The organism is Pantoea sp. SGAir0175 (genome assembly GCF_043547855.1).
In genome coordinates this window covers 3,993,623-4,015,834 of the sequence record NZ_CP028081.1, presented here as the reverse complement: position 1 = coordinate 4,015,834, position 22,212 = coordinate 3,993,623, and the positions used below count along the sequence as shown (strand labels likewise).

24 protein-coding genes are annotated in these 22,212 nt (G+C 57.4%); 12 read left to right on the top strand and 12 right to left on the bottom strand.

Going from position 1 to position 22,212, the window contains the following annotated elements:
• Complete coding sequence (gene rfaF, locus C1N56_RS18730; protein ID WP_211727016.1) at window positions 1-1,044, bottom strand: ADP-heptose--LPS heptosyltransferase RfaF; 1,044 nt, start codon at window positions 1,042-1,044, stop codon at window positions 1-3.
• 17 nt (window positions 1,045-1,061) lie between these two features.
• Window positions 1,062-1,994, bottom strand: a complete 933-nt coding sequence (gene rfaD / locus C1N56_RS18725) for an ADP-glyceromanno-heptose 6-epimerase (RefSeq protein WP_021507062.1) — start codon at window positions 1,992-1,994, stop codon at window positions 1,062-1,064.
• Between the two features lie 231 nt (window positions 1,995-2,225).
• Here rfaD and C1N56_RS18720 point away from each other — a divergent pair, with 231 nt between their 5' ends.
• Both C1N56_RS18720 and tdh read left to right on the top strand, forming a co-directional pair.
• Entirely contained in the window at window positions 2,226-3,437 is a 1,212-nt protein-coding gene (locus C1N56_RS18720; RefSeq protein WP_058771026.1) for a glycine C-acetyltransferase, read from the top strand.
• Window positions 3,434-4,462: an L-threonine 3-dehydrogenase gene (gene tdh / locus C1N56_RS18715; RefSeq protein WP_058781667.1), complete on the top strand. Its 1,029-nt coding sequence runs from the start codon at window positions 3,434-3,436 to the stop codon at window positions 4,460-4,462. The genes C1N56_RS18720 and tdh overlap by 4 nt, the downstream gene beginning before the upstream one ends.
• Before the next feature lie 30 nt (window positions 4,463-4,492).
• Here tdh and C1N56_RS18710 read toward each other — a convergent pair whose 3' ends face one another.
• From C1N56_RS18710 to envC, 4 genes are all read right to left on the bottom strand, one after another.
• Window positions 4,493-5,404, bottom strand: coding sequence for a hypothetical protein (locus C1N56_RS18710; protein WP_088516666.1), 912 nt, complete (start codon window positions 5,402-5,404; stop codon window positions 4,493-4,495).
• Complete coding sequence (locus tag C1N56_RS18705; protein ID WP_394516960.1) at window positions 5,397-6,626, bottom strand: glycosyltransferase; 1,230 nt, start codon at window positions 6,624-6,626, stop codon at window positions 5,397-5,399. The genes C1N56_RS18710 and C1N56_RS18705 overlap by 8 nt, the downstream gene beginning before the upstream one ends.
• Before the next feature lie 67 nt (window positions 6,627-6,693).
• Window positions 6,694-7,599 carry a divergent polysaccharide deacetylase family protein gene (locus C1N56_RS18700; protein WP_394517489.1) on the bottom strand — a complete coding sequence of 302 codons (906 nt, stop codon included), beginning with the start codon at window positions 7,597-7,599 and terminating at the stop codon, window positions 6,694-6,696.
• 3 nt (window positions 7,600-7,602) lie between these two features.
• Window positions 7,603-8,904, bottom strand: coding sequence for a murein hydrolase activator EnvC (envC, locus tag C1N56_RS18695; RefSeq protein WP_031279626.1), 1,302 nt, complete (start codon window positions 8,902-8,904; stop codon window positions 7,603-7,605).
• A 249-nt stretch (window positions 8,905-9,153) separates the two neighbouring features.
• Between envC and C1N56_RS18690 the strand changes: the two genes are divergently transcribed.
• From C1N56_RS18690 to cysE, 5 genes are all read left to right on the top strand, one after another.
• Window positions 9,154-9,585: a rhodanese-like domain-containing protein gene (locus C1N56_RS18690; protein WP_058759412.1), complete on the top strand. Its 432-nt coding sequence runs from the start codon at window positions 9,154-9,156 to the stop codon at window positions 9,583-9,585.
• 19 nt (window positions 9,586-9,604) lie between these two features.
• Window positions 9,605-9,859 carry a glutaredoxin 3 gene (grxC, locus tag C1N56_RS18685; protein ID WP_010616518.1) on the top strand — a complete coding sequence of 85 codons (255 nt, stop codon included), beginning with the start codon at window positions 9,605-9,607 and terminating at the stop codon, window positions 9,857-9,859.
• A 40-nt stretch (window positions 9,860-9,899) separates the two neighbouring features.
• Window positions 9,900-10,364 (top strand): protein-export chaperone SecB, encoded by a 465-nt coding sequence (gene secB, locus C1N56_RS18680; RefSeq protein WP_021507054.1) that lies wholly within the window; start codon window positions 9,900-9,902, stop codon window positions 10,362-10,364.
• The gene (gene gpsA / locus C1N56_RS18675) at window positions 10,364-11,383 is read left to right on the top strand and encodes an NAD(P)H-dependent glycerol-3-phosphate dehydrogenase (RefSeq protein WP_238561300.1); all 1,020 of its coding nucleotides are present in this window, start codon (window positions 10,364-10,366) and stop codon (window positions 11,381-11,383) included. Before secB ends, gpsA begins: the two co-directional genes overlap by 1 nt.
• Window positions 11,384-11,451: 68 nt before the next feature.
• The gene (gene cysE / locus C1N56_RS18670) at window positions 11,452-12,267 is read left to right on the top strand and encodes a serine O-acetyltransferase (protein ID WP_021507052.1); all 816 of its coding nucleotides are present in this window, start codon (window positions 11,452-11,454) and stop codon (window positions 12,265-12,267) included.
• Here the strand turns inward: cysE and trmL are convergent.
• From trmL to cpxR, 3 genes are read right to left on the bottom strand one after another with little or no spacing between them, the layout of a single operon-like run.
• On the bottom strand, window positions 12,264-12,737 hold the full coding sequence (trmL, locus tag C1N56_RS18665; RefSeq protein ID WP_021507051.1) for a tRNA (uridine(34)/cytosine(34)/5-carboxymethylaminomethyluridine(34)-2'-O)-methyltransferase TrmL: 474 nt from the start codon (window positions 12,735-12,737) through the stop codon (window positions 12,264-12,266). The genes cysE and trmL overlap by 4 nt on opposite strands.
• Before the next feature lie 35 nt (window positions 12,738-12,772).
• Window positions 12,773-14,149, bottom strand: coding sequence for an envelope stress sensor histidine kinase CpxA (gene cpxA / locus C1N56_RS18660; protein ID WP_031279625.1), 1,377 nt, complete (start codon window positions 14,147-14,149; stop codon window positions 12,773-12,775).
• Window positions 14,146-14,844 carry an envelope stress response regulator transcription factor CpxR gene (gene cpxR / locus C1N56_RS18655; protein ID WP_007885339.1) on the bottom strand — a complete coding sequence of 233 codons (699 nt, stop codon included), beginning with the start codon at window positions 14,842-14,844 and terminating at the stop codon, window positions 14,146-14,148. The genes cpxA and cpxR overlap by 4 nt, the downstream gene beginning before the upstream one ends.
• Before the next feature lie 150 nt (window positions 14,845-14,994).
• Between cpxR and cpxP the strand changes: the two genes are divergently transcribed.
• From cpxP to C1N56_RS18630, 5 genes are all read left to right on the top strand, one after another.
• The gene (cpxP, locus tag C1N56_RS18650) at window positions 14,995-15,507 is read left to right on the top strand and encodes a cell-envelope stress modulator CpxP (RefSeq protein ID WP_021507049.1); all 513 of its coding nucleotides are present in this window, start codon (window positions 14,995-14,997) and stop codon (window positions 15,505-15,507) included.
• Window positions 15,508-15,701: 194 nt separating this feature from the next.
• Window positions 15,702-16,604, top strand: a complete 903-nt coding sequence (fieF, locus tag C1N56_RS18645; RefSeq protein ID WP_058775485.1) for a CDF family cation-efflux transporter FieF — start codon at window positions 15,702-15,704, stop codon at window positions 16,602-16,604.
• Window positions 16,605-16,811: 207 nt separating this feature from the next.
• Window positions 16,812-17,774, top strand: coding sequence for a 6-phosphofructokinase (gene pfkA / locus C1N56_RS18640; protein WP_021507047.1), 963 nt, complete (start codon window positions 16,812-16,814; stop codon window positions 17,772-17,774).
• A gap of 147 nt (window positions 17,775-17,921) precedes the next feature.
• Entirely contained in the window at window positions 17,922-18,911 is a 990-nt protein-coding gene (locus C1N56_RS18635) for a sulfate ABC transporter substrate-binding protein (RefSeq protein ID WP_021507046.1), read from the top strand.
• A gap of 127 nt (window positions 18,912-19,038) precedes the next feature.
• The gene (locus tag C1N56_RS18630) at window positions 19,039-19,794 is read left to right on the top strand and encodes a CDP-diacylglycerol diphosphatase (RefSeq protein ID WP_394516959.1); all 756 of its coding nucleotides are present in this window, start codon (window positions 19,039-19,041) and stop codon (window positions 19,792-19,794) included.
• 67 nt (window positions 19,795-19,861) lie between these two features.
• On the opposite strand, the gene tpiA is transcribed toward C1N56_RS18630, so the two are convergent.
• The 3 genes from tpiA to fpr all read right to left on the bottom strand — a co-directional run bounded on the left by tpiA (window position 19,862) and on the right by fpr (window position 22,193).
• Window positions 19,862-20,629 (bottom strand): triose-phosphate isomerase, encoded by a 768-nt coding sequence (tpiA, locus tag C1N56_RS18625; RefSeq protein WP_031279624.1) that lies wholly within the window; start codon window positions 20,627-20,629, stop codon window positions 19,862-19,864.
• Window positions 20,630-20,750: 121 nt separating this feature from the next.
• Complete coding sequence (locus C1N56_RS18620) at window positions 20,751-21,341, bottom strand: YiiQ family protein (RefSeq protein WP_058771031.1); 591 nt, start codon at window positions 21,339-21,341, stop codon at window positions 20,751-20,753.
• A gap of 105 nt (window positions 21,342-21,446) precedes the next feature.
• Window positions 21,447-22,193, bottom strand: coding sequence for a ferredoxin--NADP(+) reductase (gene fpr, locus C1N56_RS18615; RefSeq protein WP_309785634.1), 747 nt, complete (start codon window positions 22,191-22,193; stop codon window positions 21,447-21,449).
• Between the last annotated feature and the right edge of the window lie 19 nt (window positions 22,194-22,212).

Sequence of the window (22,212 nt, the reverse complement as noted above, 5' to 3'; positions counted from 1 at the left end):
TTACTCCTGCACCGGATGCAGTAACTCATTGAGTTCCTGATGCACGCGTGCCGGTTGAATATCAATCAGGCTCTGGTGATAGCCCTCTTCGGCATCGCCTTTGCGCACTTTGTGGTAGCCGGTAATCAGGCGAATGATGCGCGCCTGATGGGACAGCGGCGGCGTGAAGTCCGGGCTGCTCGGGCCATACAGCGCCACCAGCGGCCGGTTGAGCGCGGCGGCAATGTGCATCAGTCCGGAATCATTGCTGACAACCGCAGCACAGTGGGCGATCAGAATCACCGCCTGCTCCAGCTGCGTTTCGCCCGCCAGATTGCGGCAGTGCGCGCGCGCCGTGTCCGGCAACGCCTGCAGGATCGCCTCGCCGGTTTCCCGATCTTTAGCCGAGCCAAACAGCAGCACCTGATAGCCTTCAGCAATCAGCTGTTCCGCCAGCGCGGCGTAGTGATAGTGTGGCCAGCGCTTCGCGGGACCAAATTCGGCACCGGGGCAGAAGCCGATGGCCGGGCGATCGGCCGACAGCGCAAACTGCGCCGCGGTCATGCGTTTTTCATCGTCGTCGACGCGCAGCTGCGGCCACAACAGCGGCTGCGGCAACTGTGCTGCCGCCGCAACCGGCTGGTCATAGCCCAGCGCCACATAGCGCTCCACCATTAAGGGAAACGCGGCTTTGTCCAGCACCCGCACGTCATTCAGCACGCCATAGCGCATTTCGCCGCGCCAGCCGATGCGGCGTTTGATGCCGGCAAAAAACGGCACCAGCGCCGATTTAAACGAGTTTGGCAGCACATAGGCGCGATCGTAACCGCTGGCCCGCAGCGCTTTGCCCAGGCGACGGCGCTCACCCAGCGCCAGCGCACCGTGGCCAAGCGGCATCGCCAGCGCCTGATTCACTTCCGGCATGCGTGACAGCAGCGGCCGGCACCAGGCCGGCGCCATCACATCAATTACCGCCTCAGGGTGCGCCTGTTTCAGCGTGCGATAGAGACTTTGCGACATCATCATATCGCCGACCCAGGAGGGGCCAATAACCAGAATTTTCATCGCCGGTGCCGGTTTCCTTATGCGTGACGGTTCAGCCAGGCCATGTATTCGCCCACGCCCTGCGCAACGGTTTTAAACGGTTTGTCATAGCCCGCGGCGCGCAGTTTGCTGAGATCCGCCTGCGTAAAGGCCTGGTAGCGCCCTTTCAGTTTGTCCGGGAACGGGATGTATTCGATCTGGCCTTGCTGGTGGAACTTCAGCACTGCATCCGCCACTTCCTGGAAAGATTCGGCGCGGCCGGTACCACAGTTATAGATGCCGGATACGCCGTTTTCCCAGCACCACAGATTGACCGCCACCACATCATCGACGTGGATGAAGTCACGACGGAAGCTGTCGCTGCCCTCGAACAGCTTAGGATTTTCACCGTTGCTGATCTGCGTATTGAGGTGGAACGCGACGCTCGCCATGCTGCCTTTATGGCCTTCACGCGGCCCGTACACGTTGAAATAGCGGAAGCCGCACACCGGCGAATCCGCTTCCGGCAGAATCTGGCGGACATAGTGGTCGAACAGCATTTTTGAGTAGCCGTACACGTTGAGCGGCTGCTCGTACTGGCGCTCTTCAATGAAGTTCTCGTTACGCCCGCCGTAGGTGGCGGCCGAGGAGGCATACAGGAACGGAATTTCACGTTCGAGGCAGAAGTGCAGCAGATCTTTCGAGTACTGATAGTTATTGTCCATCATGTACTTACCGTCCCACTCAGTGGTGGCTGAACAGGCACCTTCATGGAACACCGCTTCAATCGGACCCAGATCTTCACCCGACATGATGTAGGTGAGGAACTCCTCTTTATCCATGTAATCCGCGATGTCCAGATCCGCGAGGTTCACGAACTTGGTGCCATCTTTCAGATTATCCACCACCAGGATATCGGTATGACCGCGATCGTTGAGCGCTTTCACAATGTTGCTGCCAATCATGCCCGCGCCGCCGGTTACGATAATCATATGCTTTGCCTTTAAACAGTTGGGGTGAAACAGGAGGTTTCACGCACGAATACCTAACATCATAACATTTCAGCCCGATGCGGACAGCCAGATGACGCCGATCGCGCTGCACAAATCCTGCGCGCCGCGTGAACTATGCTGCAAAACGGAGATTTCCCTGGCTGAATTGTCGTCCATTCGCTTTTCGATCAGTAATATGTGCCAAAATTTTGCTATCTGAGGAGCAGAATCATGTCCGATCAGTTCTATTCACAAATCCGGCAACAGCTTGAGACAACGCGGCAGGACGGATTGTTCAAACAGGAGCGCACCCTGACCTCGGCGCAGCAGGCGGAAATCAACGTCGCCAATAGCCCGCCGGTGATCAACTTCTGCGCCAATAATTATCTCGGCCTTGCGAACCATCCGGCGCTGATTCAGGCCGCCAAAGACGGCATGGACACGCATGGTTTCGGCATGGCGTCGGTGCGTTTTATCTGCGGCACGCAGGACAGCCATCAGCTGCTGGAACGCCGGCTGGCGGAGTTCCTCGGCATGGAAGAGGCCATCCTGTTCTCCTCATGCTTCGACGCCAACGGCGGGCTGTTTGAGACCCTGCTGGGCGCGGAAGACGCGATTATCTCGGATGCGCTCAACCATGCGTCGATCATCGACGGCATCCGCCTGTGCAAAGCCCAGCGCTATCGTTACGCCAACAATGATATGGCTGAGCTGCGCGCGCGCCTGCAGGAGGCCCGTGACAAGGGGGCGCGCCACCTGCTGATTGCCACCGACGGCGTGTTCTCCATGGATGGCGTGATCGCTAACCTGCAGGGCATTTGCGACCTGGCCGATGAGTTTAATGCGCTGGTGATGGTGGATGACTCGCACGCGGTGGGCTTTGTCGGCGCAAGCGGACGCGGCACGCATGAATACTGCGGCGTGATGGATCGCGTGGATATTCTGACCGGCACGCTGGGTAAAGCGCTGGGCGGTGCGTCCGGCGGTTACGTGGCGGCAAAACGCGAGGTGGTTGAATGGCTGCGTCAGCGCTCGCGCCCTTATCTGTTCTCTAACTCGCTGGCACCGGCGATTGTGGCCGCATCGCTGCGCGTGCTGGATCTGCTGAACGAAGGCGATGGGCTGCGGCAGCGGCTGTGGGAAAACGCCCGCTTCTTCCGGGAAAAAATGACCGCCGCGGGCTTTACGCTGGCCGGTGCCGATCACGCCATCATTCCGGTAATGCTGGGCGATGCCAAAGTGGCGCAGCAGTTTGCCAGTCTGCTCCAGCAGGAAGGCATCTACGTTACCGGCTTCTTCTATCCGGTGGTGCCGCAGGGCCAGGCGCGCATTCGCACGCAGATTTCTGCCGGCCACACTCAGGCGCAGCTGGAGCACGCGGTGGCGGCCTTCACGCGCATCGGACAACAGTTAGGGGTTATCACTGCAGGAGCCAACGGATGAAAGCACTGGCTAAACTGAAAGCGGAAGAGGGGATCTGGATGGTGCACGACGCGCCGGTGCCGGAGCCCGGTCATAACGATCTGCTGATTAAAATCCGCAAAACCGCCATCTGTGGCACCGATGTGCATATCTATAACTGGGACGACTGGTCGCGCAAAACCATTCCGGTGCCGATGATCACCGGCCACGAATACGTGGGTGAAGTGGTCGGCATCGGTCAGGAAGTGAAGGGTTTCGCCATTGGCGATCGCGTATCGGGTGAAGGTCACATCACCTGTGGCCACTGCCGCAACTGTCGCGCCGGCCGTACCCATTTATGCCGTAATACCGTGGGTGTCGGGGTTAATCGTCAGGGCTGCTTCGCTGAATATCTGGTGATCCCGGCGTTTAACGCGTTCAAAATTCCCGACAATATTTCCGACGAGCTGGCGGCGATTTTCGATCCGTTCGGTAACGCGGTGCATACCGCGCTCTCGTTTGATCTGGTAGGTGAAGACGTGCTGATCTCCGGTGCCGGACCGATTGGCATTATGGCGGCAGCGGTGTGTAAGCACGTCGGCGCGCGAAACGTGGTGATCACTGACATCAATGAGTACCGCCTCGGGCTGGCGCGTGAAATGGGCGTGACGCGTGCGGTCAACGTGGCGCAGCAGAATCTGCGCGAGGTGATGACGGAACTGGGCATGACCGAAGGCTTTGATGTCGGACTGGAGATGTCCGGCGCGCCGCCGGCGTTTCGTACCATGCTGGAGACCATGAATCACGGCGGACGCATTGCGCTGCTGGGCATTCCGCCGGGTGAAATGTCGATTGACTGGAATCAGGTTATCTTCAAGGGGCTGTTTATCAAGGGGATTTACGGCCGTGAGATGTTTGAAACCTGGTACAAAATGGCCGCGCTGATTCAGTCCGGCCTCGATCTGACGCCGATCATCACGCATCGCTATCACATCGACGACTTCCAGCAGGGCTTCGACGAGATGCGTTCCGGGCGTTCAGGCAAAGTGGTGCTGAGCTGGGATTAAACGACACACCGGCCTGCGGGCCGGTGACGCTCAGGATTGCTGTTTTTCCGCATCGGTCAGGTAACGCACCTTACGCGTGTAGTCCTGGCCTTTGAAGCTCAGCGGCTGGTGCGGATCCTGCAAATATTTTTGCCATTCGCTCAAGGGGAAGCCGCCATGCGCGCCAATCACCTGCGGTGGAATCACGGCCGACTGACCGCCAATGCGTTTCGACACCGGCCAGTTAGCCCATTCGCCCAGATTGACCGTGCGGATATCCAGCAGGTCGAGCAGGGCCGCGAGCGGTAGCTGATCGGTTGGCGGCTGGTCGTCATTCATCAATTCCCAGGTATCATTAAATAACGTCAGCCACAGCGGACAAATACGCTGCCATGTGCGACGGGAGGCCGCCAGATAGGCGCCATTCACGTGATCCTGCAAATAAGGGCGAACGGTGTGGTGGTAATAGGCCGGAATATGTTCTTCTGGCGCGCCGGCCAGTTTGGCGATCATCTTGCCCTGACGGAAGCTGCTGTACAGATGATGCTCACGCATCGCAATATCCGGCGTTTTTAATAAATTGAGATCGGAATCGATCATCAATATACCTTCACCGGTCGCCTGCAAGGGGGCCTGAAGTTTTATCAGGCGGCTGCGGTAGATCTGTTTATAACGGTAGTTTTCTTCTCGAAACGGCACTTCCAGCGTCACCACGCGCACGCGTGCCGGCAGCGGCGGAAAAGCGCTGGAAGGCTGATCGCTGACGATGACAATTTCGCTGATGGTGTCGGCGCAGCGGCTGGCAAAATAAGCGCTGAGCACCGCTTCTTCAATGTAATCAGCGCCGGTACAGGGGATGACGACGGAACTGACGGCAATTGTGCCCTGCGCATCCGCCTGCGTGGCGGGAATGTTGTGGCGCGAGAGAATATAGCGACGGTGTTTATTTAAAAAATCAAACATGCTTTTTTCTCTCCATGACGTTTTCCAGAATGTTTTCCACGCCCGATACGTAATGTTCAATGCTATAGCGCTCGCGCACCCGGGCGGCGGCGGCGGCGATTAAACGCTGGCGCAGCGCAGTATCCTGCCACAGCGCGCTAAGATGCTGGCTAAGCTGTTGCGTATTGCCATAGTCAAACAGTAAACCGGTCTCGCCGTGTTGAATTAATTCCGACGTACCGACGACATTCGAACCTATCACCGCCGTATTCACCAGCATCGCTTCCAGCACCACGCGCGGCAGCCCTTCACTGGCTGAGGCGAGAATAAACGTATCGAATGCCGCCAGATAATCCAGCGCGTTATTTTGAAAGCCGGTAAAAATAACCTGCGCGGCGATACCCTCTTTTTGCGCCAGCTGCTGTAAGTGCTGCTGCTCCGGGCCGGCACCGACGATCACCATTTTCCATTTAGCGGCAGGATGCGCGCGGCTGAATGCACCTAGCGCCTGCAAAATATGATGGTTAGATTTACGCGCAATCAGAGAACCGATGGAGCCGAAAATAAAGGTATCCGCGGGATAATCAAAGCGCTGACGCACTGCCTCACGCACCGGCAGCGGCTGATGAATATCGATAGCGTTGGATACGGTAAAGCAGCGCTGCGCATCAACATCGCTTTCGCTCAGGGTGCGGTGTACGCCCTGTGACACGGCAATCACCGCATCACAATGCCGATTAATCATCTTGACCAGCGCATTATTGAGTAATGGATCAATGCGGCAGTGCTGAATTAACGCCACATGAGTCTGTTCAGCGGCGAGATAGCCTTCAACGTTGGTGCTGGGCTGATTATTCATGTACAGCGCATCATAGCCACCGTCGCGTAAAATCGTCGCGATTTGGCGGGCGTTAGGCTGCATGCGCCACTGGCGATCGATGCGGTCGATGGCGTTTTTTTTCACCGCGCGGTTAAAAAACAGCAGGGTGCGCAGCAACTCTTTGGTGATTTTTGCCCAGAGCGGCTGGCGACGCTGCGCAATAAATGTCACCGGAATGCCGATCGCGTCTAATACCGAGGCAATCGTCTCCTGATTGCCACGCGCATAATTCTGATAAAAACAGCAGGTGATAGCGAAACGCTGGCGATCAATGCGCTTGAGTAATTCCAGCATGCTGTTGGTACCGCCGCCCCATTCGCGCCCGGTATCCAGCAGCAGAATTTTCTTTCTGGTTGACGTCATCTGTTCCGATATCCTTGCGCGGAAAAGGTGTGGCGTTAAATAAGGCGCAGCACGCTGCGCCTGATAATCAGAATAGCTGTTTAAGCGACTGCACGAGTGGACTGCCGGTAATGCTCTCTGTCACTACCTCCACCGCACGACTCTGCGGTACGGCAGGCAGCGGCTGGCCCGGCTTACACACGCCAGGCGCACGGAACACCGGGGTGCGCGGTTTCACCGGCGTGCTGGCCGACGGCGTAGCGCCCTGGCGCAGCGGTTCGTTGAGCAACTGGCTGGGGCGGACGAGGGTGATATCGCCCGGTAGCGTCGGCAACATCTGCTGCAACACCCGTACCGTGGTGGGATGCGGATGGCCAATGGCGATAGCGTAGCCATCACGCTGTGCCAGCTTCACTGCGCGGTTGAACTGGGTGCGAATCGCCGCTTCATTCTGGCTGTCGTCGAGGAATACGCGCCGCTTCAGGACTTTGACCTGCGTGCCCTGCGCGGCCGGGACCGACTGGCTGTTGCCAATGGTCATGCTATCGAGGAAGTAGTAGTTGTAGTGATTAAGCACCTGCATCACTTTCTGCATGCCGGGCAGGCTGGAGGTCATTTTGCTGCCCATATGGTTGTTCAGGCCAACCGCATACGGCACTTTGTTGCTGGCGTCACGCACGATGCGCGCGATCTCTTCGCTGCTCATCTCCGGCGTTAGCGTGTCCTTCTCCAGCGGCTGTTTGCTCAGCGGCGCCATCGGCAGGTGAATCAGCACTTCATGACCGCCCTGATGCGCTTTGGTTGCCATATCACGCGCATGAGGCGCGTTGGGTAGCACCGCCACAGAAATCGCGGCGGGCATCTGCAGCACTTTATTCTCTTCGGCCGGGCGGTAGCCGAAGTCGTCAATGACGATAGCCAGTTTTCCCGCATGGGCGGCAAAGGTGAAAAACAGCCCGCACAGGGCGGCGCTAAGCTTTTGGGACTGAAACAACACTTATCTTCCTAACCACGGCAGTGGGTTGACGGCCTGTCCCTGACGACGAATTTCAAAGTAGAGCGAGGGCGTGCCGCGGCCGCCGCTGGTGCCCACGAGGGCGATAGGCTGTCCTGCCTTCACCTGCGCACCGACGCTCACCAACGCGCTCTGATTGTAGCCATAAAGGCTCATATCGCCTTTACCGTGTTCGACGACCACAACCAGGCCGTAGCCTTGCAGCCAGTCGGCCATCAGCACGCGACCATCAGCAATGGCTTTGACTTCAGTGCCTTCCGGCGCATCAATCACCAGACCTTTCCAGCGCAGTTCGCCCTGCATTGCTTCACCAAAGCGATGTTCAATGCGACCGCGCACTGGCCAGATGGCCTGTCCGCCCGGCCGGCCAAGGCCGCCGGTGCGCGCCATCAGCTCGCGCTCGCTTTGCGTAGGGGAATAGCTGGAGCCTTTGGCTTTTGCCTGGGCCTGACGCTGGCGCACTTTTTCCGCCTCGCGCGCTTCGCGTTGCGCCCGTTCGCGCGCCTCACGTTCGGCTTTGGCGATTTTGTCCTGCAGGCGGCTTTCGTTCTGGCGCATCTCGACCAGATCGGCCTGGTCTTTCTCCAGCGCGCTCTCCAGTGCGGACAGCGTTTTCTTGCGTGCGGCGCTGGCGGTTTCCAGTTTGTTCTGTTGCGTCTGCTGCTGCGCTAACAGCGACTTTTGCTGCTCCTGCTTGCCCTGCAGCGCCTGACGCTGCTGCGCCAGTTCCTGCTGAGTCTGCTTAAGCTCGTCGATATTTTTCTGCCGGGCGGCATTGAGGTAGCCAAAATAGGCCAGAATGCGTTCGCTGCGCTGCGCTTCTTCACCGCCGAGCAGCAGTTGCACGCCGTTGTGCTGGCCCTGACGAAACGCGGCATCCAGCTGCTGCGCCAGCAGTTTTTCCTGCTGCGCCTGCTGCTTTTCCAGCCGGGCAATGGCGGCGGTGGTTTGGGCGATTTCGCCGTTCAGCGCGCTCAGGCTATTGCGGGTTTCACGCAGCTGGCGACTGGCCTGGGCAATCACTTTTTCCTGACTCTGCAGCTGATCGAGCAGCTTACTGCGCTGCAGCTTCTGCGCTTTAACGCTTTTCTCTTTTTCGGCGATGTCCTGCTGAATGGACTTTAGCTGCGTTTTGCTGTCATCGGCGCTATGCGCGGCGACGGGCAACAGCAACGCACCCGCACAAAGCAGGCTGAGGGAGATATCGGACCAGCGAAATGACAACGGAGATGCCGGGTCGTTGTAACGGGTCCTTGTGTGTGTAACGGTCGCTTTTCCCTTCATAGTCGATAATTATTCCACGATGAACAGCCGCTTACCAGTTATCCCGGCCGGGTTTTGCTTTACGAAAGATGTCGGCCACAGCTTACCGGGATAAAGATTGTCTCAATTTTGCGATTAGAACACTTTTTTTGGAAAATGACGCACAAATCGTAACTCTGCCCGCTTCGCGACTGTACATGCGAAGTGGCGCAGGTATACTCAGAACCCTTGTTTTAGCTTATTAGCCCCGGTCTGGAGTCGTTACCCCTCATGCAAGAAATTATGCAGTTTGCAAGCAATCACCCCATCCTTAGTCTGGCATGGGTCGCTTTACTTATTCTGGTGATTGTAACCACCGTTAAAGGCATGTTCTCTAAGGTAAAAACCATCAGCCGTGGTGAAGCAACCCACCTGATCAATAAAGAGGACGCGGTGGTGGTAGACGTTCGTTCACGCGACGACTATCGCAAAGGACACATTTCAGGGGCTATTAACATCGCCGCAGCCGATATCAAAAAAGGCAGCTTCGGCGAGCTGGAAAAGCACAAGTCGCAGCCCATAATTGTGGTATGTGCCACCGGCCAGAGCGCCGCAGAACCGGCAGCCACCCTTAGCGCAGCGGGTTTTGACAAAGTGACCGTGCTGAAAGATGGTGTGAGCGGCTGGAGTGGCGAAAACCTGCCGCTGGTTCGCGGTAAATAACTTCCTGAGGTATCACCGCATGGCTAATGTTGAGATTTACACCAAAGTGACCTGTCCTTACTGCCACCGGGCGAAGGCGTTGCTGGATCAAAAAGGCGTGTCATACCAGGAGATTCCCATTGATGGGGACGCGGTAAAGCGCGAAGAGATGATCAAACGCAGCGGCCGCACCACGGTGCCACAGATCTTTATTGACGCGCAGCACATTGGCGGCTGTGACGATCTCTACGCGCTGGACGGGCGTCAGGGACTCGATCCCTTGCTCCGCGCATAACATTTTCGACCGACAATTTTCACTTAAAGGATTCAGTAACATGTCAGAGCATAGCAGCAACGAAATGCAGTTCCAGATTCAACGCGTTTACACCAAAGACGTCTCATTTGAAGCGCCAAACGCACCTCAGGTTTTCCAGAAAGAGTGGGAACCGGAAGTGAAGCTGGATCTGGACACCGCCTCTTCTCAGCTGGCGGATGAAGTGTATGAAGTCGTGCTGCGCGTTACTGTCACCGCTACCGTGGGCGAAGACACCGCGTTCCTGTGCGAAGTACAGCAGGCCGGTATCTTCACCATCAGCGGTATCGAAGGCACGCAGATGGCACATTGCCTCGGCGCTTACTGCCCGAACATTCTGTTCCCGTATGCGCGTGAATGTGTCACCAGCCTGGTGTCACGCGGTACCTTCCCTCAGCTCAATCTGGCGCCGGTCAACTTTGATGCGCTGTTCATGAATTATCTGCAGCAGCAGGGTGAAGGCGAAGCGCCACGTCAGGATGCCTGATGACTACACTCAACGCTTCGATTAGCGTCATCGGTGCCGGCTCGTACGGCACCGCACTGGCCATTACGCTGGCCCGTAATGGCCACCCGGTGCTGCTGTGGGGCCACAATCCGCAAAGCGTGGCGCAGCTGCAGGCTGACCGATGCAACACCGCTTTCCTGCCCGATGTTCCTTTCCCCGATAATCTCGTTCCTGAAGCCGATCTGGCCCGCGTCGTCAGCGCCAGCCGCGATCTGCTGGTGGTGGTGCCAAGCCATGTGTTCGGCGACGTGCTGATGCAGCTCAAACCGCTGCTGCGTGCCGATTCACGCATTGTCTGGGCGACCAAAGGACTGGAAAAAGAGACCGGACGGCTGCTGCAGGATGTGGCGCGCGAAATCCTCGGCGACAGCATTCCGCTGGCGGTGATTTCCGGCCCGACCTTTGCCAAAGAGCTGGCGGCCGGTTTGCCGACGGCGATTGCGCTGGCGGCCACTGACGCGCAGTTTGCCGACGATCTGCAGCAAAAGCTGCACTGCGGCAAAAGCTTTCGCGTTTACAACAATCCGGACTTCATCGGCGTGCAGCTGGGCGGCGCAGTGAAAAACGTCATTGCGATTGGTGCCGGGATCTCCGACGGCATTGGCTTTGGTGCCAATGCGCGTACGGCACTCATCACCCGCGGTCTGGCGGAGATGAGCCGTCTCGGTGCTGCGCTGGGTGCCGATCCAACGACCTTTATGGGCATGGCGGGTCTTGGCGATCTGGTGCTGACCTGTACCGATAATCAGTCGCGCAACCGCCGTTTCGGCATGATGCTGGGGCAGGGCGAAAGCGTGGATGAGGCGCAACGCATTATCGGACAAGTTGTAGAAGGCTACAGAAATACCAAAGAAGTCAAAGCGTTAGCTGCGCGTTTGGGCGTGGAAATGCCAATAACCGAGCAAATTTATCAGGTATTATATTGCGAAAAATCGGCGCGAGAGGCAGCATTGAGCCTGCTTGGTCGTACAAGGAAGGACGAGAACCGCCAAAGCTAAAGCAGGACGCTTAAGCATTATCACCTGTAGCGCCTAATCGGGCGCTTTTTTATCGGGAGCAAACAGCAATGTCGTCTGAAGAGTTAGAACTGGTCTGGAACCATATCAAAGCCGAAGCCAGAGCGCTGGCCGATTGTGAACCGATGCTGGCCAGTTTTTACCATGCGACCTTGCTCAAGCACGAAAATCTCGGCAGCGCGCTCAGCTACATGCTGGCTAACAAGCTCGCTAACCCGATCATGCCCGCTATCGCCATACGCGAAATTGTTGAAGAAGCCTATCGTCAGGATCCTGAGATGATTGTCTCGGCCGCGTACGATATTCAGGCGGTGCGTCAGCGCGATCCGGCGGTCGACAAATATTCCACGCCGTTACTCTATCTGAAGGGCTTCCACGCGCTGCAGGCGTACCGTATTGGCCACTGGCTGTGGAAAGAGGGACGGCGCGCGCTGGCGGTGTATCTGCAAAACGAAATCTCGGTCTCTTTTGCCGTGGATATTCATCCGGCGGCGCGCATCGGGCGCGGCATCATGCTGGATCACGCCACCGGTATCGTGATTGGTGAAACGGCTGTGGTGGAAAATGACGTCTCCATTCTGCAGTCGGTCACGCTGGGCGGTACCGGTAAAACCAGCGGCGATCGCCATCCGAAGATCCGTGAAGGGGTGATGATTGGCGCGGGGGCCAAAATCCTTGGCAATATTGAAGTCGGGCGCGGTGCCAAAATCGGTGCCGGTTCGGTGGTGTTGCAGCCGGTGCCGCCCCATACCACGGCGGCCGGCGTGCCGGCGCGCATTGTCGGTAAACCAGCCAGCGACAAACCGTCGATGGATATGGATCAGCATTTCACCGGCGCCGGGTTTGAGTACGGCGACGGCATCTAGCCTTTGATCAGCGCGCCCGCATAATCCAGCTGGCGCCACGCCTCATACACCACCACTGAAACCGCATTCGACAGGTTCATGCTGCGGCTCTCCGCGCGCATCGGAATGCGGATCTTCTGTTCTGCCGGTAACGCATTAAGAATTTCTGGCGGTAAGCCACGGCTCTCCGGGCCAAACAGCAGATAGTCGCCCGGCTGATAGCTGACGGCGCTGTGCGCCGGTGTGCCTTTGGTGGTCAGCGCGAATAAGCGCTGTGGCGCTTCCGCCGCCAGAAAAGCGGCGTAGCTGGCGTGCTTTTTCAGCGCGGTATATTCATGGTAATCCAGTCCGGCGCGGCGCAGGCGTTTATCATCCCAGGCGAAGCCTAACGGCTCAATCAGGTGCAGCTGAAAGCCGGTATTGGCGCACAGGCGGATGATGTTGCCGGTATTTGGCGGGATTTCAGGTTCAAATAAGACGATGTTTAGCATAAGGCCCCCGGAAACGAGGGCCGCAGCATAGCAAATTATTGCCGGGCGGAGTACAGCGGCAGCCACAGCGTCAGGCGCAGACCGCCTAACGGGCTATCATCGGCTTTCACCCAGCCGCGGTGCTGTTGCACGGCGGTTTCGACAATCGCCAGCCCGAGCCCGGTGCCGCCGGATTCACGGTCACGCGCTTCATCGGTGCGGTAGAACGGACGGAAAATCTGCTCGCGATCTTCCGGGCTGACGCCGGGACCGTCGTCGTCGACGTGTACGGTAATGCCCTGAATATCCACGGCAAAGCTAACGCTGATGTGCGTGTGCGAATAGCGCAGCGCGTTGCGCACAATGTTCTCCAGCGCGCTTTCCAGCGCGTGCGGGTTACCGTACAGCGGCCACGGACCGGGCGGATACGGCACGTCCATGGTTTTACCCATCTGCTCCGCTTCGAATTTGGCATCTTCCAGCACGCCATTCCACAGCTGGTTGGCCTTCATCGCTTCGCTCACCAGCGCGTTCTTGTGCTGGGTGCGCGACAGTACCAGCAAGTCGTTGATCATGCCGTCCAGACGCTGCGCTTCGGTCTCAATGCGCTCCAGCTCTTTGCCTTCGCCATGACGCCGGCGGAGTAGCGCAGTGGCCAGCTGCAGACGCGTCAGCGGCGTGCGTAATTCATGGCTGATATCCGACAGCAGACGCTGCTGTGCCGTCATCATGCGTTCGAGCGCGCTCACCATCTGGTTGAAACTGGAACCGGCAGCAAGAAATTCCTGCGGGCCTGATTCCAGTTCCGGATGCTGACGCAAATTCCCGCTCGCCACTTCATCCGCGGCATGTTTTAGTTTGCGTGCCGGACGCGCCAGGCTCCACGCCAGCCACAGCAGCAGCGGTGAGCTGATTAACATGGTGACGATGAGCAGCAGCAGAGGACGGTCAAACAGCAGGTTGACGAAATCGAGCTGGGAACTGGTGGCGGGACGGATCAGATACAGCTGGTAATTGTCTTCGCCGTCGCGCACCGCGAAGGGACCGACCATCTCGACGCGGCCATACTTTTTCTTCTGCGGATGATCGGCATTATCAGACTGGCCGATAAAGTTGCGGATCACCTGCATTTCATTGTGCTGCGCACCGATCACCCGTCCTTCGCTGGTCACCAGCAGCAGGCGCTGACCGGGCGGTGCCCATTTGTCGATGGCGCGAAACAGCCGGCGCCACCACATCAGGTCGTTGGGCGGATCCTGTGACAGCTCCGCCTCAACGTGTTGCTCAATCATGGTACCCTGGCGCTGTTCGCTCTCCATCAGTGAGGTCATCTGGCGCGAATCGAGTTTGGGCACCATCAGTACCAGCATCAACACCAGCGCCAGGGTGAGCCAGAAGATGGCGAAGATGCGGGTGGTCAAACTTCCAATCATGATGCCGAAACCATCAGATAGCCGCGTCCGCGCAGAGTTTTGAACCACGGATGACCATCACGACGTTCCGGCAGCTTACGACGCAGGTTAGAGATGTGCATATCAATAGCGCGGTCAAACGGCGTCAGGCGCTTGCCCAGCACTTCCTGGCTGAGATGCTCGCGTGACACCACCTGGCCAAGATGCTGCGCCAGTAAGTAGAGCAGGGTGAACTCGGTGCCGGTGAGATCCAGCGTTTCGCTGTCGAAGCTGGCTTCCTGACGGCCCGGATTCAGGCGCAGGCAATCCACTTCCAGCGTCGGTGAGCTGTTATCGTGCTGTTGCTGCTGTTCGCTCCAGTTGGAACGGCGCAGAATCGCACGGATACGCGCCACCAGTTCGCGATCGTTGAACGGCTTTGGCAGATAGTCATCCGCGCCCAGTTCCAGGCCCAGAACGCGGTCCAGCTCGCTACCGCGGGCGGTCAGCATGATGACAGGGGTTTGATGTTGCTGGCGTAGCTCTTTTAACGTGTCGATACCGTTCTTCTTCGGCATCATGACATCGAGCAAAAGCAGGTCGACGGTGTTGTCCAGCAGATTGAGCGCCTGCTCGCCATCGCTGGCGACAATCACCTCAAAACCTTCCATTTCAAGCAGTTCTTTAAGCAGCGAAGTCAATTCGCGGTCGTCATCAACCAACAGGATTTTATTCATTTTTTGTTGCCCTCCGCAGGCAAAATACCGTGTTCCTATAGTGGCAATCCAACGCTTTACGTAGTTTTACACCCCCTGACGGATGTTTGCAGCTGTCGCCGTACACTAGCTCTCGTTGAATCGCAAAACGGAACGAACCGGGAGTAAACGATGCGCTACTTAACCGCCGTCGTCTTTGCCTCAGCGATGGTTCTCAGTCACGCCAGCGCAGAAGCAGCAGACACGACGACGATTGACGAGATGCATCATAACGGCGGATTGACGACAGGCAGTATGACGCAAAATCCGCAAAGCCACATGTTCGATGGCATTGAGCTGACTGAACAACAGCGGCAACAGATGCGCGATCTGATGCAGCAAGCGCGCCATGAACGCCCGGTGTTAAGCGTTCAGGACATAGAAACTATGCATGACCTTGTCATTGCAGACAAATTTAACGAATCGGCTATCCGCCAGCAGGCAGAGAAACAGGCCCGCGAGCAGGTAGAACTGCAAATCGAGATGGCCCGGGTTCGTAATCAGATGTATCACCTGCTAACGCCTGCACAGCAAGCGACATTGCAGAAGAATTTTGAGCGGCGCCTGAATGAAGCGCGTCGGCTCTCCGGATTGCAGCCATCATCACCGCTGCAAGCAGTGAGTAGTACCAGCAGTAACCAGTAACATAGTATCCCTGTTTTCCTTGCCATAGACACCATCCCTGTCTTCCCCGCCATGATGGCGGGGTTTTTTTTGCCCTGAATTCGCGGGCAAATTGCATCCGTTTCGCTATCCTGTCACGCAGTCTGCACGGGACGGTGATAAACTTGAGCCATTTTCCACTGCATGGCGTGCTGCAGCGCCTGACGAGGCAAGGTATGGAACCTTCCTACGCAAAACTGGTAAACCGCGCGGCGCTGGCGGCGACCACGCTGGCAACGCTGTTGCTGATCGTGAAAATTTTCGCCTGGTGGTACACCGGTTCGGTCAGCGTGCTGGCGGCGCTGGTGGATTCGCTGGTCGATATCGCCGCGTCACTGACCAATCTGCTGGTGGTGCGCTATTCATTGCAGCCTGCCGATGACGATCACACCTTTGGTCACGGTAAAGCGGAATCGCTGGCGGCACTGGCGCAAAGCATGTTTATCTCCGGATCGGCGCTGTTTTTGTTTCTTACCGGGCTGCAGCATCTGGCCACACCGGAAACGCTGCGCGCGCCGCTGGTGGGCGTAGTCGTGACGCTAATCGCCCTCAGCTCCACGCTGGTGCTGGTCGCTTTCCAACGCTGGGTGGTGCGGCGTACCCGCAGCCAGGCGATACGCGCGGACATGCTGCATTATCAGTCGGATGTGGTGATGAACGGTGCCATTCTGGTGGCGCTGGGCTTAAGCAGTTATGGTTTCAAGCGTGCGGATGCGCTGTTTGCGCTCGGCATCGGCGTATATATCCTCTATAACGCGCTGCGCATGGGCTATGAAGCGGTGCAGTCGCTGCTCGATCGTGCGTTGCCGGAGCAGGAAAAACAGGCGATTATCGCGCTGGTAAGCCACTGGCCCGGCGTACGCGGTGCCCATGCGTTACGTACGCGGCAGTCTGGCCCGACGCGGTTTATTCAGCTTCATCTGGAGATGGACGATCATCTCCCGCTGGTGCAGGCGCATCAGGTGGCCGATCAAATTGAGCAGGCATTACGGCAAAAATTTCCCGGCTCAGATGTGATTATTCATCAGGACCCCTGTTCTGTTGTGCCGCAAAATCAGCAGGGTTTTTTTCAGTTTTAGCCGTTATAAAACATAGTATTGCGTGAAAAAAATGACGTAACGCTAACAACTCTGTAAAAAATTAGCGAAAACTTGTCTGACCTGAATCAATTCAGCATCAAGCCTTTGATATACTATCTGCAACTATTAAGCCGTGCGATCGCGAGCTGGTCCACACCGGTCGACAGGCAGGAATAATCCTTAGTTTTGAACAATCCAGAGGTTGTCATGATCAAAAAAATCGGAGTACTGACCAGCGGCGGCGACGCCCCAGGCATGAACGCAGCCATTCGCGGAGTTGTCCGTTCCGCGCTGAGTGAAGGCCTTGAAGTTTTTGGTATCTATGACGGCTATCTGGGTTTGTACGAAGACCGCATGATCAACCTCGACCGCTACAGCGTGTCGGACATGATTAACCGCGGCGGCACCTTCCTCGGCTCGGCGCGTTTCCCGGAGTTCCGCAACGAAGAAGTGCGTCAGGTCGCGATCGAAAACATGAAAAAGCGCGGCATTGATGCGCTGGTGGTGATTGGCGGTGACGGTTCTTACATGGGTGCCAAACGCCTGACCGAAATGGGTTTCCCGTGCATTGGCCTGCCGGGCACCATCGATAACGACGTCGCCGGTACCGATTACACCATCGGTTATTTCACCGCGCTGGAAACCGTGGTTGAAGCGATTGACCGTCTGCGCGATACCTCTTCTTCGCATCAGCGTATTTCCATCGTAGAAGTGATGGGCCGCTACTGCGGTGACCTGACCTTAGCGGCGGCCATCGCCGGTGGTTGTGAGTTCATCGTGCTGCCTGAAATCCCTTACACGCGCGAAGAGCTGGTGGCAGAAATCCAGGCTGGCATTGCGAAAGGTAAAAAACACGCCATCGTGGCGATCACCGAACATATCTGTGACATCGACGATCTGGCGCACTTTATTGAAGCGGAAACCAAGCGTGAAACCCGTGCCACCGTGCTCGGCCACATCCAGCGCGGCGGTGCGCCATGCGCTTACGACCGCATTCTGGCATCACGCATGGGCGCTTATTCAATTGAGCTGCTGCTGCAGGGCTACGGCGGTCGCTGCGTGGGTATTCAGAACGAGAAGATGGTGCATCATGACATCATCGACGCTATCGAAAACATGAAGCGTCCGTTCAAGCGCGACTGGCTGGATACCGCGAAAAAACTCTACTAATCAACGATAAATCGGGCGCGATCGCTTTCGCGCCCTTTTTTATGCCTTGCTATATTCTCCATAGTTATAACAGCTTATTTTTAATTCTTTAATCCATGGATTGCTTTGTGTCAGTCTTGTTCTATAACGACCTCGGGAGAGCAAGCAATGAACAAGTGGAGTATTGGTGTCACCCTGTTACTGGCTTCAACCAGTGTTCTGGCAAAGGATATTCAGCTGTTAAACGTCTCTTACGATCCAACCCGTGAGCTGTACGAGCAGTACAACAAAGCTTTTAGCGCGCACTACAAGCAGGAAACCGGCGATAACGTGGTGATCCGCCAGTCGCACGGCGGTTCGGGTAAGCAGGCGACGTCCGTGATCAATGGCATCCGCGCAGATGTGGTGACGCTGGCGCTGCAGTCCGACGTGGATGCTATTGCTGACCGTGGTCGTATCGATAAAAACTGGATCAAGCGTCTGCCGGACAACTCGGCACCTTATACTTCCACCATCGTGTTCCTGGTACGCAAAGGCAATCCTAAAGGCATTCATGACTGGCCAGATCTGATTAAGCCAGGCGTTTCCGTGATCACGCCAAATCCGAAAACCTCCGGCGGCGCACGCTGGAACTATCTGGCGGCCTGGGGCTGGGCGCTGGACCAGAACCACGGTGACCAGGCCAAAGCGCTGGCTTACGTCCGGGCGCTGTTCAAAAACGTTGAAGTGCAGGATTCCGGTGCACGTGGCGCGACCAACACCTTCGTTGAGCGCGGTATCGGTGATGTGCTGATTGCATGGGAAAACGAAGCCTATCTGGCCGTTGATAAGCTGGGCAAAGACAAGTTTGAAATCGTTACGCCGAGCGAATCGATCCTCGCCGAACCAACGGTCTCCGTGGTCGATAAAGTGGTGGATGAGCAGGGCACGCGTAAGGTGGCGGAAGAGTACCTGAAATATCTCTACTCACCGGAAGGCCAGACCATCGCGGCGCAAAACTTCTATCGCCCGCGCGATCCTGAGGTGGCGAAGAAGTTTGCCAGCAGCTTCGCGCCGGTTAAGCTGTTCACCATCGATGACAAGTTTGGCGGCTGGAGCAAAGCGCAGAAAGCACACTTTGCCGACGGCGGCAGCTACGATCAGGTCATGAAACCGTAAGCGCGTTTTCATCATGACGAAACGGTCAGCCCTGCGCTGGCCGTTTTGCTTTACGGCGCGGAAAAAACCGTGACTTTACGCTGGCGACAGGTGAGGATGCTGACAGCTCATCACAGAGGATCTGGCCATGCAGGCGCGCCGCCGTAGTGTTACGTTGCTGATTATCGCGTTCATCCTTCTGATTGCCGGGCTGATCGCCGGTGCGCTGCATTTGCATAAAAACGCCGACGCGCTGTGGCAGATTGTCAGCGAAAAGTGCGTACCGGACATGACGCAACGCGGTAATCCTGCCCCCTGTCAGCAGGTCAATCTGGCGCAGGGTTACGTTACGCTCAAAGATCTGAATGGCCCGCTGCAATATCTGCTGATGCCGATAGCAAAAATCACCGGCATGGAGAGCCCAATCCTTCTCGAACCCACTACGCCGAACCTGTTTGCTGCCGCCTGGCAGCAGCGCCGCCTGCTGGCGCAGAAACGCGGTGCGCCTGTCGACGACCGTGTGCTGTCGCTGGCCATCAACGCGCAGTATGGTCGTACGCAGAATCAGCTGCACATTCATATCTCCTGCCTGCGACCGGATGTGCGCCAGCAGCTGGATACGCTGGCACCGAAGCTGAATTCGCAGTGGCAGACGGCAACGCTGCTGCGGCATACCTGGCTGATTCGCACGCTGAGCACCGCCGAACTGGCGCAGCAGAGCGTGTTTATCCGGCTTGCAGAGGAGGTGCCGCATGCGCGCGGTGAGATGGGCAAATACGGGCTGGCGCTGGCCCAGCTGCCGGATGGACGCCTGGCGCTGCTGGCGCTGGAGCGCAACTGGCTCAAGCTGAATCGCGGTTCGGCGGAAGAACTGCAGGATCACCAGTGCCGTTTGCTGGAGTAAGTCGCGTCGCGACCGATCAGGCAATAAAAAAGGCGGCTCATCAGCCGCCTTTCTCTGCGTGAGAAACTTACGCGTTTTTCGCTGCTGCAGCGGCTTTGACGATCACCGCGAAAGCGTCGGCTTTCAGAGATGCACCGCCCACCAGCGCGCCATCGATGTCCGGCTGAGTGAACAGTTCTGCGGCGTTTTTGTCGTTAACCGAACCGCCGTACTGAATGATTACCTGCTCAGCGATAGCGGCATCTTTCTTCGCGATGTGATCACGAATGAATTTGTGTACTGCCTGCGCCTGCGCAGGGGTCGCTGATTTGCCGGTACCGATGGCCCAGACTGGCTCATAGGCGATAACCGCGCCTTCGAAGGCCGCTGCACCCTGAGTTTCCAGCACGGCGTCGATCTGACGTGCGCACACTTCTTCAGTTTTGCCGGCTTCGTTCTCGGCTTCGGTCTCACCGATGCACAGCACCGGTACCAGGCCTGCGGCCTTCAGCACGGCGAATTTCTTCGCGATGAACTCGTCGCTCTCTTTATGGTAGGTGCGGCGCTCAGAGTGGCCGATGATGATGTATTTCGCGCCGATGTCTTTCAGCATCTCGGCAGAGGTTTCACCGGTGAAAGCGCCAGACAGGTTCACGTCAACGTTCTGCGCACCCAGCGCAATGTGGCTGCCGGAAATGGCGTGTTTAGCCTGATCCAGATAGATCGCCGGCGGAGCAATCGCCACACCGCAGCCTTCCACACCTGACAGCTCTTTGCGCAGGCCTTCAATCAGCTCGCCCGCCATGTGCTTGCTGCCATTCAGTTTCCAGTTACCCATAACCAGTGGATGTCGCATTCTTTCCTCCGCATAACGCGATTCATGAAATAGCGCTGCCATCGGGGCAGCGATGTCTGCCAGACAGTATAGAGATCAAATGGGGCGCTGGCTTTGCTTTTCGTCATTTTTGCCGGGGAGATCAGGGGCTAGCGAGCGCCAGTTTGATGGGCTCAACGGCGAAGGTCAGCCCCTTGTCGCCGTTGTCTGCAACCACAAAGCGCAGTGCACCTTCGGTGCGGGAAAAATAGCGTGCACCCTTGCCGGCGCTGAGCAGGCCGTCGAGCTTCTTGTGTCCCTCTTCCGCTGACAAACCGGGCACAAAAAAGCGCAGTAGCGCAGTCATGTAATCCATGGCGCGCGTCTGTGCCGCTTTCATATCCGGGCCCGGCACCGGCAGCCAGGTAATCTGCAGCGTTTTAATCTTGCCGGTGCCCTGTTCCAGCGCGGTAGAGGCATACAGCGTTTCGCTGATTTTGCTGGCGGCACGAGTCAGGTGGCTCTTGTCATCGCGGTTGTCGATGGCGCGATACTCCTGCAGCGGCAGGTCAGGATTGGCAGCGTTGTACTTTTCGCGGAACTGCGCGATGGTCATATCAAAGGTGGGCGCACCCGCCAGCAGATACGGCGCCGCAGGCAGGTGATCGTTGCGATCCTGCGCGGGCGCGTCCTCCGCCCAGGCGGGAAATGTCAGTGCGACGCTGAGCAGCAGCGCGACTGGCAGATTCTTCATTGCTTCGGCCCTAAATCATTCACTTAGCCCACGATTAGAACGGTTTTTACCGCTGAAAGTCAAAACCCGCGCCGGGAAAAATCTGACATTTTGCTGCCGGCACGATTACCAGTAATGCTCGCTGGTCATGTGGCCGGGTTTACGTTTGAAATGCTTACGCATATCGCGGGTCTCTTTCAGCAATTGCTGGGTATCGCGCACCATCTGCGGATTACCGCACAGCATCACGTGGCTGGTATCGGCGAGCATCGGCAGGCCCACGGCATTTTCCAGTTCTCCGCTCTCGATCAGCTGCGGTACGCGGCCATGCAGTGAACCGGGCATCTGTTCGCGGCTGACCACCGTCTGAATGTGCAGTTTGCCCTGATAACGCTGCTGTAGCTGCTGCATCAGCGGCAGAAAACTCAGGTCGGCGGCATAGCGCGCAGCGTGCACCAGCACAATGTTGTCGAAGCGCTCCAGCCCTTCGCCCTGTTGCAAAATCGACAGATACGGGCCGATCGCCGTGCCGGTCGCCAGCATCCACAGCGTCTGGCAGTCGGGGATCTCATCCAGCACAAAGAAACCGGCCGCCTCTTTGGTCACCATCACCCGATCGCCGGGCTGCAGCGCCTGCAAACTCGGGCTGAGCTTCCCTTCCGGCACCGTTACCAGATAGAACTCCAGCAGCGGATCCTGCGGCGCGTTGACGTAGGAGTAGGCGCGCTGCACGCGCTCGCCGTCGACTTCCAGCGCCAGCTTGGCAAACTGGCCGGCGGTAAAAGGGTCGATGGGCGCCGTGACGCGCAGGCTGAACAGTGCGTCGGTCCAGTTTTTCACTTCTTTTACTTCTGCATTGACCCACTCTGCCATGTTCGCTCCTGATGATTGA